We start from the raw sequence: 13,249 nt of genomic DNA on the forward strand, positions 1-13,249 counted from the left end.
TTTTTTAATGTGGGTATATAGTTCATGCAGTAGTTAGTCAAATAGTAGGGAGAGAGATTGGGAGGGAAGACAGATGGATGATCGACACATCGATGCAGCAGAGCTACTTAGAAGAAAATCACGCCAACACTATTGGGCGTCGTCGAGACGCACAACACCCCCAAAGAAATATAATCCTTCCGTAAAAAAAGCGAATGATTATGTAGTACTTGATTTTGAAACAACCGGTTTACGTGCAGGTGCAGATCAAATTATACAAATAGGTGCCGTTAAATATCGACAACATGAACAAGTAGATGTAATGAATCAACTCGTCAATCCACTACGAGCAATATCTTCAAGAATTACATCTTTAACCGGAATTTCAAATGACATGGTTAAAGACGAACCAAAAATTGATCAAGTCATTCATCAATTGATAGAATTTATTGGTGATTTACCGATTGTTGCCCATAATGCTTCATTTGATATGGGATTTTTGTATGCACTGGACAATCGAATCGAAGTGCCGTCCTATACAGTCATTGATACGTTAAAGATGGCAAGGAAAGTGATTGTTAACACGCCTAATCATAAATTGACAACATTAGCTCACTATTTAAATATTGAATATAATGCACATGATGCATTGGAAGATTGTCTTGTCACCGCAAAAATTTATCAATATTGCCTGAATAAATCCATTTAACAGCGTTTCTGTTGAATGGTTTTTTTTTATGAATGATAGGCAGGGAAATACACAAATTGACATCCCCTCATAACGAGATTAATATACACAAGTAATTAAGTATCTAAACTATGTTATTACGAAGGAGTTCCCAAATGGATAATCGTAAAGATTTAATTATGGAATTCACCCGGTCTTTCCGCTATTTAGTGAGAAGTGTTCGACAAGATTTTGCTGTTGTATTTGAAGGGTATATTCCATTTAATGAATTTACTGTTTTACGAACATTAGAAGATGACCGAACACTTCGGGTTTCAGATGTTGCGCGTAGACTGAATTCGACGAATAGTTATGTCACGTTAACGAGTGAAAAATTAGTACAAAAAGGGTATATTATACGCGAACGAAACGATGCAGATCGTCGAACAGTGTATTTGACGGTGACGGATGAGGGGTTAATGCTCGTAAAGAAAATGGACGAAATTATGTATGCCTATTTCAATAAAACGTTTGGCGATATTTCCAATGAAGAAATGCACTTGGTCATTAACATTCTTCAAAAGATCCGTCCGAATGAAGAAAAGAGTTAGTATTCTAATCTAATAACTCTTGACTTATATTGGTCTTACGGCAATATATACGGTGCGATTTCCTCGATGGTAACGGGAATTGCAACTTATGTAGCGATACATTTTTATAACCAGGTCAATGGTAATTTATTTGGCGTGCATACTGTGACACTTCCGATTGTCTTGTCACTCATGTCATTTATCCTCTTCAGCTTACTAATAAAGAGGGAACAGTATTATTTCGAGAAATAAATCATTTACTTTAGTCGGATAAAGTATTAAGATTGTTCTATTGTTTTTCGTAAAACGAAAGAATTGAATTGGTGAGGTGAAGCCACGTGAAACAATGGAAAATCTATGGCATACTCGTTTTCGTAATGTTCATATGGGGCTTTAATTTACCAGCCGTAAAATATTTAGTGAGCGAAGTACGTCCCGTTACAATGACTGCCTTCCGTATATTTTTAGCCAGCTTGACCGTGTTTTCGATTTTGGCAGCATTCCGCATCGTCAGAAAACCGACAAAACAAGAATGGAAATTCATTGTCCTAGGTGCACTTCTAAATGTCGTGTGCCACCATTACTTTTTATCGATCGGACTGACGATGACGACCAGTTCGAATGCCGGTTTAATCCTCGGTACGGGCCCAGTATTAACCGCGGTTTTGGTCTCATTAATCATGAGAATCTATCCTTCTAGACTGCAGTGGGTAGGTGTCATTCTTGGGTTATTTGGCGTGAGTGCAACAGTTCTTGCTGCCGGAGACGGAACATCTGGTTTATCATTTGGAGATGTTTTCGTGTTCCTCTCCATCTTAACGCAAGTGTTCAGTTACCTGGTGATCAGTAAAGCCGCAAAAACACTGGATCCTAGATTACTTACAGCCTATATGTTTTTAATCGGATCACTCGTTTTGTTCCTGATTAGCTTGTTGCAGGAACCTGGAGAAATCCAAGCCTTCTTTGATGTCCCACCGATGTTTTGGGTTGCGTTCTTTGGAAGCGGCATGATCGGAACAGCAGTTGGCCATATGCTTTATAACTATTCAGTAGGAAAAGCCGGTCCTTCCAAAGCCGCCATTTTCATGAACTTAAATACGCTGTTCACATTAGTGGGCTCTTCGGTATTTTTAAATGAAGACATCACAAGCCGCCACATTTTCGGACTTGTTTTGATCGTCGCAGGTGTAATACTCGGCTCAGGTGCGGCCGAAGACATATGGCGAAAATATAAATTAAAAAAATCCCTCTCAGAGTGAGAAGGATCTAAAACGAGGGCCTTCCAGGAAAACGGGAGGCCCTTTTTTGTTGGCTGAACGCGAATAGAACTTCCATAAAAAAACCACCTCCAAATGGAAGTGGTCAGTAAGCGCCTTTATTCATTCGATCGGCAACTTTATATGCGTCATAAATTCCCCAAATCCATACAAGTGGGAAAGTGATGAAGCCAATTAATACGAACATCAACAATGAGTTGAGAATTTGAACGCCAATCAAGATTAAGCCTTTCATGATTTGTCCGTTATATATTTGTCCGACGCCGGTCCAAAAGAAACTTAATACAGCGGCAATGCCAGGGTTTTTTAACATTGATAATACCTCCTTATAATTCCGATACTTATGTATACGGATGAAAGCGGATAAAGATTCAAAAAGGATGCGTCATTGCCCAAATAGCGGTTGCTGTCTGAGAACCCGCATTTTCAAAACGATGAGGGAGGTTGCTATTGAAATAGATACTGTCTCCTTCAAAAAGCTCATAAACTTCTCCATCTACTTCTACACGAATTTGCCCAGTTAATAAATAACCACATTCTTCTCCTGTATGAAACATCAGTGGATTATCTGCGTATTCACCGGGCTCTAAAATCAATTTAAAAAAGTTAATTTGTTTGCCCTGTGGAGGGGAGAGATGTTGATACGTCACATTCGGACGCAGTTGCTTCATTTCCGGTTGTTCATTCTTACGCAGAACCGTGACGATTTCCTGTTCATCTTCTTCAAAGAAAGTGAAGACAGGAACTTTCAAGCAATAACTCATTCTCCATAAAGTTTCTAGAGAAGGAGAGACTTGTCCTCGTTCTATTTGAGAAATCATACTTTGACTAACTCCAGCTTTTTTCGCTAAATCATCCGCAGTGAACCCAAGTGATTTTCTTAAGTATCTAATTCTCTTGCCAACTTCCTCTTTTGGAAAGTCCATGTGCTCAACCCCATTCACTCACATAATGACGTATTCTATCTGTTATCTCCTATTTTACACAAAATGCTAATAAATGGCTTAAAAAATATTAATAATTCTTAATTAATAATTATTTATTTTTATATAATATCCTGGATATTTAAAATTCAAATGAGTATTCTCTCAAAAATCGCTAAATTTCATCAGAATCTCTGAAATAATCTCCCTATACTTTAAAACACCATTACGTTATAATCCGCATATACTGTATACAGAATACAATCAACCTTGAAAGAAGATGTCATCTGTTGAGAAAAATAAAAAAACCCGATTCATTAGCGGATCAAGCATATGATTTAATTCGCAAAGATATTCTGACGGGTACGCTCGCGCCAAACGAAGAACTGCGTGAAGAAAAATTCGCTTTGGAACTGGGAATAAGCCGGACACCACTTCGTGAAGCGATTCGCAGGTTGGCAACGGATGGACTCGTAGTTTTACAAAGTGGAAAACCTGCCATTGTTTCATCTTTCACGAAAGAGGATGCGCTTCATCATATGGAAGTACGGAAGCTACTTGAAACGTATAATATTGAGCAGGTTGCCAAGTTAACGACACCTGAATTTCTTAAATCATTGAAAACCAATCTTAGACTTCAAAAACGGGCAGCGGAAAAAAATGACTTTCATGAATTTATTGAACTCGATCGAGCATTTCACTTATTATTGGCGGATCAAAATTCGAATACCAAACTGTGTGACATGATTTATACCGTGAACACTGGGGTCAATCGTGCCTTTTTAATCCTTGCAAATACGTACCCCGTTTCTGCAATGGAGGCAAGCGGGGAACACGAAGACATCGTCAACGCACTCGAACAGCAGGACGGACCAGCTGCAATAAATGCCATGACCGAACATATGGATAATATTGAACGAAGATTTCTTCATTACTATGAGAAGGGTTGAAGATCCCATGCCACTTACAATAAACGAACGCATCACCAAAATTGCCGTTTCAGGCATCCGACAGTTTTCCAACCAGCTCGTCCATTATCCGGACGCAGTGAATTTAACGATCGGCCAACCCGATTTTCCAACACCCGAAGCCATCAAACAAGCTGGAATCGCCGCCATTTCGAATGACTTAACTGGATATTCCCATAATGCAGGTATGATTGAGCTAAGAAATGCGGTCAGTCGCTTTTTCATGGAAAAATATCAATTTGCCTATAAAGCCGACACTGAAATCATCGTCACAATCGGCGCAAGCGAAGCCATTGACGCAGTCTTTCGGACCATCCTAGAAGAAGGAGACGAAGTGATTTTACCGGCGCCTTGCTATACGGGTTACGCTCCGATCATTACGATGTGCGGCGCAAAGGTAAAGTATCTGGATACTTCAGATACAGGCTTTCAACCTTCTCCTGAACGATTAAAAGGGTTGATTACAGAGAAGACAAAGGCTGTCTTATTCAATTTTCCATCGAATCCAACGGGGGTCTCCATTGATTCCAAGCAAATGGATGCATTAGCAGAAGTACTAAAAGAACAGGACATCTATGTATTGTCCGATGAAATTTACAGTGAAAACACGTTCTCGGGTGAACATCGTTCATTTGGATCGTATCCAGAATTACGGGATCGACTATTCCTTATTCATGGCTTATCAAAATCGCATTCCATGACAGGCTGGCGCATCGGATTTTTATTAGGTCCGGAATCACTGATGCAGCACTGCATCAAAATTCACCAATACAATTCCGTCTGTGCACCGGTGCCGAGCCAATATGCAGCTATCGAGGCACTAGGCGACAGCAAGGATGTTCCTGCTGAAATGAATAAAGAGTACATCGTCCGCCGAGATTATGTATACAGTCGATTACTCGATATGGGACTGGAAGTAGTAAAACCAAATGGTGCTTTTTATATTTTTCCTTCTATTAAAGAATTCGGTATGTCGTCCTTCGATTTTGCGACTAAGCTTTTGAAAGAAGGTGGCGTTGCATGTGTACCAGGCAGTGCCTTCAGTGAATACGGGGAAGGATTCATCCGTATTTCCTATGCCTATGCCATGCCGGTATTGGTAAAAGGATTGGACCGGATGGAAGCATTCATTTCTAAACAAAGATAGGTACTTAAATTCGATTAGCATTTGTAGCATTCCATTAGATAGAGGGCTTAAAAACAGGAGGAATACATCATGACAGAACTTATGTGGTCGACACCAGAAGCACTCCGAACCTTGTTATGTGAAGTAGTCAGTTGGAAAAGCATGACGCTATCAGATGGAGAGCGGGAGTTTCCTTTCAAAGTCCAATCAAAACTGCAGGATATTCCATACTTCCATGACAATCATAAAAATATTGAATTAAGCGAAGCAGATTTTGGACGAAAGTTCCTTACAGCCTTATATAAACATCCGGAAGCAAAAGAAACGATTGTGCTGATCAGTCATTTTGATACGGTCAATACCGAAGAATACGGCGACCTGGAAGCATTGGCTTTTGAACCGGAAATGTTGACGAAAGCGTTACTGGACGTAAAAGATGAATTACCAGAAGACGCCCGTCTGGATTTAGAGTCAGGTAATTACTTATTTGGCCGTGGAACGATGGATATGAAGATGGGGCTCGTCTTGCATATGAGTCTCATTGAAAAAGCATGTCATGAACAATGGCCGATCAATCTTATTTTATTGACGGTCCCGGATGAAGAAGTAAATAGTTCGGGCATGAGAGCGGCTGTGTCCAAATTGATTGATTATCGTACGCAGCACAACCTCACCTACAAACTGTTTTTAAATAGCGAGCCAATCTTTGCACAACAACCTGGCGATGATAAATATTATTTGTATTCAGGTTCAATCGGAAAAATAATGCCTTCTGCTCTTTTTTATGGCATGGAGACACATGTGGGGGAACCGCTAAGTGGGATTACGGCCAATTATATTGCCTCTTTTTTAACACAACGAATGGAATTTAATCCGTTGTTTCAAGAAACCGTTTTAGGTGAGAAAACACCACTGCCAGTCACCATTCAGCAAAAAGATTTGAAAATGGAGTATTCGGCACAGACACCTTACCGTGCAAAGGCTTTATACAATGTATTTCTAATGAATCGTAATGCGGCTGAAATCATGTCGATCTTTGAAGGGGTTGCAAACGAAGCGGCAGATGAGTGCAACAAAAGTTATCAAGCCATTTGTACTCGAGAGGGTGTAGATCCTGTTGGGGACATCCGAGTATTGAAGTACGAAGAATTGATGAATCACGCAGTTGCGAAATTTGGAAATGATTATGTAGAAGCGGTCAAAACAACCGTTCGGGATCATCAGGAATGGGATGACCGGGAAAAATCTTTCCGCATTGTCGATACATTGATGATTCAGTGCCAAGAGCTTGCGCCAGCTATCGTCTTACTGTTTGCACCTCCGTATTATCCGGCGGTCAACACAAGTGACGATCCATTGGTGAAAGAGTGTGTGGAATTTGTAAGAGACTTGGGTCAAGCAGAATTCAATCTGAATATAGAACAAATCCATTATTTTAACGGAATATCCGATTTAAGTTACGTTAACTACGAAGATACAACTGGAGGATGGCAAGTGTTTGAAGTAAACACACCTGTGTGGGGTGATTCGTATTCCATTCCATTTAATGAAATGCGATTACTAAAAGCACCAGTACTCAACGTTGGACCTTTCGGAAAAGATGCACACAAACGAACGGAGCGGCTGCACATTCAAAGTGCATTCGTTGAATTGCCCATTTTACTAGAAACTATGGTCAAGCATGTCCTTATGGAACATGTTAAATCCTAAGAGAAAAGGTCCTTCTAATTAAAGAGGGACTTTCTTTATTTTATTAAAAGTCTATGTAAAAACGATTTCTTTTTGGTTAAACAGTACATAATGAAAAAAGAGCTAAAAACATGTGAAAAGAAAAAAACTTCCCTTCAAATAGGAAAACAATTACAATGAGAAAGTCTTGTGTCTGTAAGGATTTGTAACTTTATTTTGTAACAGAAAAAACAATAAAAAATAATTTTTGTATTTTTCTTGTTGAAAGCTTGCTATACTTGTCTAAAGATTAAAATAGAATGGGAGATATAACATGAAAAAAAATTCAACCCAAGAAACTACTAAAAAGAAAATGCCTACTTGGATAAAACGCTCTTTACTGATTGTTGGACTGTTTATTCTTATGGGAGGATCATATGCGACATATTTATTTAAGTTCAAAGAATATGACGTTGCGGATTCAGAAGTCAAAGAAATTACAAAAGAAACATATAATGTCGATTTACCTGATGGTTCAAAAATTGAACTGGATGAAGAGGGTAATATTGTTGAAACTGATAGCTCAGGACAAGTTACTTCATCGTCAACAACAGCTTCAGCAAACAATGAAAATGCCAACGAAAATGTAGAGTTAACTGCGGCAGAAGAGACCTCAGATGAAAATGTTGCTTCTGCAGAAAATGCGACCGTTAGTACTTCTAATTCTAAAACTGAAAAAAGTTCATCAAAAGTTGTGCAACCAACAGGAAAGGTTAGTTCTTTTGGGACATCCAAGCATACTTCATCTAAACCTGTAACTGTTGCTACAATTAAAGAGAAATACAAACCTGTTATGACAAAACTGCAAGCGGATGCTGATGTAAGAATTGATGCATTAGTCAATCGTGCTGCTAACGAATATCAAACGAAACAAGCAAATGGTGAATCCATTAACTATGCATACTTCTATAAAAAATATACATCTGCAGCAAGCGTACTTGAAGGTCGAACGGACAAAGTCTTCTACCAAGTCATCTATGTGATTGAAAAAGATTTAGTCAAAAACGGATTCAGTAAAACGCATGCGAAAAGCTTTGTAAGCGAGTATAAAGCAATTAAGGAAACACAACGTAAAGAATTTCTTAAAAAAGCAATGAATTATTAATTCCATATGGAAATAAACCCCCGACGATTTTAAATGCCGGGGGTTTTCCATTATTTTTAACAGGTTTCGACACAGTATTAATCATTGCGAACAAATGATTTTCTTGTCGATTTATGATAAAATACAAACCATGAAAAAGTATTTATGGTTCCTCCTCATACTGGCAGTTCTATTTATTTCCTCCTCACAGACATATGAAGAAAGCTCTTTAATTCCAACCCTGAAGCAATGGCTACCTGAAGAACCGTTGAAAGGTGTGTTGTCAATTATCCAAATTCCATATTGGGATACAACGGTTTCTATAAATGAAAGAGGATATTATCATTTCGTCGAATTTCTGATCAGAAAAGGCGCACACATTCTTACATTTGGAGCATTGGCAATCGTATCTTACTTCATACTGAAACGATACATTCGTGCATTTTTGATTACATTGATGATGGCAATTATGGACGAACTCCATCAGTCTTCAACTGCAGGAAGAACTGCGACAATCCAAGATGTTTTTTTGGACGCATTTGGAGCTTTGCTAGCTCTAACCATTTTGTTTGTCCTTCATAAAGTTAGAAAAGATCGAAGGGGCAGCCCAAAAGTCAATTAAATTGACTTTTTAGGGCAGCCCCTTTTCATATTAAGAATGGTTCATTGATTTCCGTTACAATGCACTTTCAAGTTTCGAAGCTAGCGAAGCGATGCAGAAACAGAAACAGAAAAAAACAGGCGTGCGCTTTCCGCGTGCGATCTTGGGCCAACGGTATGTTGGTAACGAAGACGTAGCCAATCGAGGTGGTGCTCTAATCTTCGTTCCAATATGTAATCGTCCTAGCTTGTTTAAATGAAAATACCCACACCAACAATAAGAAAGTAGAGGGTATCGGCACGATTACTTTTGAGGAAAATAAGTAAAAACATAAAAACAGGTGGAGAAAACGATTTTTCTCCACCTGTTACATACTTGGGACGTGTAGATAGCTCATTTTTTGTTGCTAGGAGTTAACTGACATGAAAATATCTACTCTGATCTATGGGGAGTAATGAAAAATTCAACCCTTTTTAAACAAATTATAGAAATATAACATGTCAAAAGTTTAAGAAATTCAATAAATTTAGTTCTATTCCCCTGTTATGAAAAATAGCATAATAACGTAAAAAGAAGCACCCGAATAAATCGGATGCTTTTTTTTTACTGAAAAACGAAGGAAGTAGGAGGCTGTACATCGAAATGTACGAAACAAGTTAATGTTTTCCAATGGGAGAAACCTCCTATGAAATTAATAATATCTTACATTTTTAAAAATTGCACGAAAAATTTTTAAATATAAAAATCATTACAATTAGTGAGAAAATTAGCTTATTTCCTGTAATAAATGGTAATATATTAATAGAATTTGAAATAATCACGGAAAAAGGTGGCAATCATGGAATTTATGATGTAATATGGAAATTGTAATTGACTTACAGAGTGTTTCCAAACGTCAATCCCAGAAGAGTCGCTACAAAATTCAGAAAATCTCAATTATTTAGTTGATTTTCATATAGGACTTTTGTATACTCATATATTAGATAGGGTGACGACGCTGGATACAATTCAGTAGATCGATTTTTACACACTACCAAAACGCAACACAGAAGCGAAGGGAGAAAACAAATTTATGAAAAAGAAAGCAATCAAGATCGCTGCATCGACAGCGGTAGTAGCTTCAGCATTCGTTGCAGCAGCTCCAGCAAACCAAGCTGACGCAGCAACAAACGTTGATCAATTAGTGCTTGACGCACAAAATGCAGCAACAGTATTAAAATGGGCAATTTCAATTGAGGGTTCTGGCGACGGAGTTACTCAACCATGGGCTCAATACAACAATGCAAAATTAGCAAATGCTAAAGCTGAAGCGGCACTTACAGGTTTAAGTTTCTCAGACAAACTTAAATACGAAGCTCGCCTAGCTGATGCTAAACTTCAAGTGAAACGCGCTCAATCTTATATTGATGCAATCACTTCAAGCCAAAAAATTGCTAGCTTAACAGCTAACTTAACAGCTGCTGTTGGCACAAACGACATCGAAAAAGTAGAAGCTGCTTACCACGTAGCAACTGCTGAATATCGTAAACAATCAATCTTATTAGACCGCGTATACGGTCAATCTACTCGTGATCAAATTCGTAACGCAGTAAAACCTGCTCTTGAAAAATTAGTTGCTGAATTGAAAAATGACGTAACTGTTAACGTATTAGTTAAAGGTGCAGCTGCTGATGCTACTGCTCTTAAATTTGAAGATGCAGCTAAAAAATTAACTGATGCACAAGCTATCCTAGATGCAAGCGTTCTTAAATGGGAAACAGCTTTACAAAAATCAGTTAATGATGTAACTGCAGCAATTCCATTGTCAGTAACTTCAATCTCAAGTGATTTCAAAAACACAGTAGTAGTTAAATTCTCTAAACAATTAAGCCCAGGTGCTTCTACATTGCCTGCTGGTCAATTCACATTCAACAACGGATTGATCGTTCAAGCTGCATCAGTTGCTGCTGACGGTAAAACTGTTACATTGACTACAACTACACAAGAAGCAGCTACAGCGTTTACATTGTCTTACCAAGGTAAAACGACTGGTCTTTCATTCACTACACCTGCATCTGATATAGATAATACAATCGTAATCAACGATACAACTAATCTATTCTTAGTGAATGGTCAAGAACGTGCTTACACTTCACGTTTCACTAAAGTGGATGGTACTCCTTACACAGGTAAAGTAACAATCAAACTTTACCAAGATGGTACATCTACAGTAGTTTCACGTGATCAAGTTAAAATTACTTCTGTAAACGGTTTAGGCGAAGGTAACAGCTTCACTTACAATGCAAACACTGAAGAGTATGTTGCAAATGCTGTGAACGGTGCATTGACTTTCGTACTTAAAGATAATTCAAGTGTAGCAACTGATGCAGTTGACCTTAATGACGAAATCACAGTTACACCATTTGTATCTAAATACGAAAACAATGTTGCAAGCGGCAAATATGCTGGAGATACTACATTCTCACCTAAAGCAGCAGTTGGAGTTTATAGTGCAGAATTAGTAGGTTCAGTATCTGCTGATGTTGCTAAGAACCTATTCTACATGAATAGCGAAATCTTCAACTTTGATTCAAATGATTTCTTCTTTATCCGTAACACTTCAGTAACAGCTGAAGCTTTCTTCAAAGCATTATCTAAAGGAGATCATGTTACTTTCGATTACAAAGCAGCAGGCAATGTTAGTACTTTCCGTATCGATTCAGATGTAACTCTTGATCCATCTCCAGCTGGTTTCAAAGTTACTAATGCTAACGATGCTGAACCATCTTATGCATTCTCTGAAAACAGAGGTCTTGTTGGTAAACATGTTGTAACACATGATAAAGATGCTTACCGTTTAGTTGGTAAAGGTCAAGCTGGTTACATCGTAGAAGCACGTCGTGTAAATGCTAACGGTACAACTGACTTTGTTGCAGATACTACTGTAGATGCTAACGGAGAATGGGTTATTAACTCATTGAACCTTTTAGATGGGCGTAACAATTTTGTAGTTACACAACGTAAAGCTTCAGCAACACTTGAAACTGTTGATATGGACGATGTAAATGTCGTTATCTTCAGAGATTTCTTCTATGCTGAAAACTTGAATGTAACTGATAAAGTTGGAGCTGGTATAGGATCTCTTACAATCGGTGATACAATTAACTTCGTTGCTCCAGCTAAGCTTAATAACAACGAATTAAAAGTATCTTCAAATGCTACTTTGACTGTTAAAGACATCAATGGTAGAACTGCTACAATTAAAGTTGCTGCAGCAGGAAATAAAATGGTAGTTACAGACGTAGTTAATGTTACTGCTGGATGGGATTCTACAACAGCTGGATTATTCGTAACTAGTGCTACAGGTATCGTTAACCAAGATAACCTAGTATGGAAATTAAATGCTGTTGGTTCTGACGTTGATTTAGCTGGAACTACTCCTCAATAAAACTAAACGAAACGTTGCTTTATAAGTCATTCATATGACGAAAAAAGCGGTAAAACCTCATGTAATTGCTGAAACGCATTTTGCATGAGGTTTTTTCTAACTATTAATTTCCAATAGATGGGTGAAATTCCCATACTTGCAAAACAGTCTATATGCAAGTGCCTAATCCTCCTGGATCCAGTGATGCTCTGATAAGCGGAAGGGGTTAAGTCAGGTGAAGTCGTACTCAACAAATTGAGGCGGGGCTCTTTAAAAAACAACTATGGTCAGGAAAACGAATCCATGTAGGCAGGGTGAGGTAGTGAGTACCGTGAAATAGCTAGGAGTTCGGTATTCATCCTTACATACGAAATGGTGTAATGGCGGACAGTATAATTGACTGTTAAACTGATCGTTCTCATTTCTGAATAGTGGAGACCTACGGTTGTCAAAATAAGGGATGGAATTAATGGAACGTTTGAAGTTCTCAATGAAGAGGTGTGTCAGCACCATAGAGGCATTGAGAATGGCAGCGGGTTCATAGTAGTGTAGATTGCTAGCCGTTTGAACTGGTATGGTAACATATGAGGAGGATAAAACTAGCGGGAGCGAAGGAACCCAGTCAGTGGCAAATGATAATATTAGCTTATTTCCCCAAAATTTAAGCTCTTAAAAAAATAGAACCTTTTCATTTTAATGATAGGTTCTATTTTTTTGAATTAAAAAGTCGGAATATTCCACTAAGTAGGTAAATATTTTTATAATTAATTGCTTTCTTTCAATAGTTTAGATTCTTTTAATATATTTCGTACACTAGCTTAACAAATGAAAACTATAATATTACTTGGGGAAATAAATTTCTTATTTTATACGCTGACGGATCGCCGTGTGCGATGAAAG

At 38.1% G+C, this 13,249-nt stretch carries 11 protein-coding genes; 9 read left to right on the forward strand and 2 right to left on the reverse strand.

From position 1 onward, the window contains the following. Positions 1–73 precede the first annotated feature (73 nt). From ACQKEV_RS04715 to ACQKEV_RS04725, 3 genes are all read left to right on the forward strand, one after another. Positions 74–688 (forward strand): 3'-5' exonuclease, encoded by a 615-nt coding sequence (locus ACQKEV_RS04715; RefSeq protein WP_427443830.1) that lies wholly within the window; start codon positions 74–76, stop codon positions 686–688. Positions 689–822: 134 nt separating this feature from the next. Further along, entirely contained in the window at positions 823–1,257 is a 435-nt protein-coding gene (locus ACQKEV_RS04720; RefSeq protein ID WP_427443832.1) for a MarR family winged helix-turn-helix transcriptional regulator, read from the forward strand. Positions 1,258–1,574: 317 nt separating this feature from the next. Next, on the forward strand, positions 1,575–2,495 hold the full coding sequence (locus ACQKEV_RS04725) for a DMT family transporter (protein WP_427443834.1): 921 nt from the start codon (positions 1,575–1,577) through the stop codon (positions 2,493–2,495). A 103-nt stretch (positions 2,496–2,598) separates the two neighbouring features. Here the strand turns inward: ACQKEV_RS04725 and ACQKEV_RS04730 are convergent, their stop codons facing one another. Both ACQKEV_RS04730 and ACQKEV_RS04735 read right to left on the reverse strand, forming a co-directional pair. Next, positions 2,599–2,826: a hypothetical protein gene (locus ACQKEV_RS04730; protein ID WP_427443836.1), complete on the reverse strand. Its 228-nt coding sequence runs from the start codon at positions 2,824–2,826 to the stop codon at positions 2,599–2,601. Between the two features lie 58 nt (positions 2,827–2,884). Beyond that, positions 2,885–3,439 carry a helix-turn-helix domain-containing protein gene (locus ACQKEV_RS04735; protein WP_427443838.1) on the reverse strand — a complete coding sequence of 185 codons (555 nt, stop codon included), beginning with the start codon at positions 3,437–3,439 and terminating at the stop codon, positions 2,885–2,887. 287 nt (positions 3,440–3,726) lie between these two features. Here ACQKEV_RS04735 and ACQKEV_RS04740 point away from each other — a divergent pair, with 287 nt between their 5' ends. The 6 genes from ACQKEV_RS04740 to ACQKEV_RS04765 all read left to right on the forward strand — a co-directional run bounded on the left by ACQKEV_RS04740 (position 3,727) and on the right by ACQKEV_RS04765 (position 12,370). After that, on the forward strand, positions 3,727–4,386 hold the full coding sequence (locus ACQKEV_RS04740; protein ID WP_427443840.1) for a GntR family transcriptional regulator: 660 nt from the start codon (positions 3,727–3,729) through the stop codon (positions 4,384–4,386). 7 nt (positions 4,387–4,393) lie between these two features. Further along, entirely contained in the window at positions 4,394–5,551 is a 1,158-nt protein-coding gene (locus ACQKEV_RS04745; RefSeq protein ID WP_427443842.1) for an aminotransferase class I/II-fold pyridoxal phosphate-dependent enzyme, read from the forward strand. A 69-nt stretch (positions 5,552–5,620) separates the two neighbouring features. Then, entirely contained in the window at positions 5,621–7,240 is a 1,620-nt protein-coding gene (locus ACQKEV_RS04750; RefSeq protein WP_427443844.1) for a M20/M25/M40 family metallo-hydrolase, read from the forward strand. A 292-nt stretch (positions 7,241–7,532) separates the two neighbouring features. Then, the gene (locus tag ACQKEV_RS04755) at positions 7,533–8,363 is read left to right on the forward strand and encodes a hypothetical protein (RefSeq protein ID WP_427443846.1); all 831 of its coding nucleotides are present in this window, start codon (positions 7,533–7,535) and stop codon (positions 8,361–8,363) included. Positions 8,364–8,493: 130 nt separating this feature from the next. Next, complete coding sequence (locus ACQKEV_RS04760) at positions 8,494–8,964, forward strand: VanZ family protein (protein WP_427443847.1); 471 nt, start codon at positions 8,494–8,496, stop codon at positions 8,962–8,964. Positions 8,965–10,015: 1,051 nt separating this feature from the next. Beyond that, positions 10,016–12,370 carry a hypothetical protein gene (locus ACQKEV_RS04765; RefSeq protein ID WP_427443849.1) on the forward strand — a complete coding sequence of 785 codons (2,355 nt, stop codon included), beginning with the start codon at positions 10,016–10,018 and terminating at the stop codon, positions 12,368–12,370. Positions 12,371–13,249: the final 879 nt, after the last annotated feature.

The sequence above is a fragment of the Paenisporosarcina sp. NPDC076907 genome, assembly GCF_050269735.1.
Taxonomy (GTDB): Bacteria; Bacillota; Bacilli; order Bacillales_A; family Planococcaceae; genus Paenisporosarcina.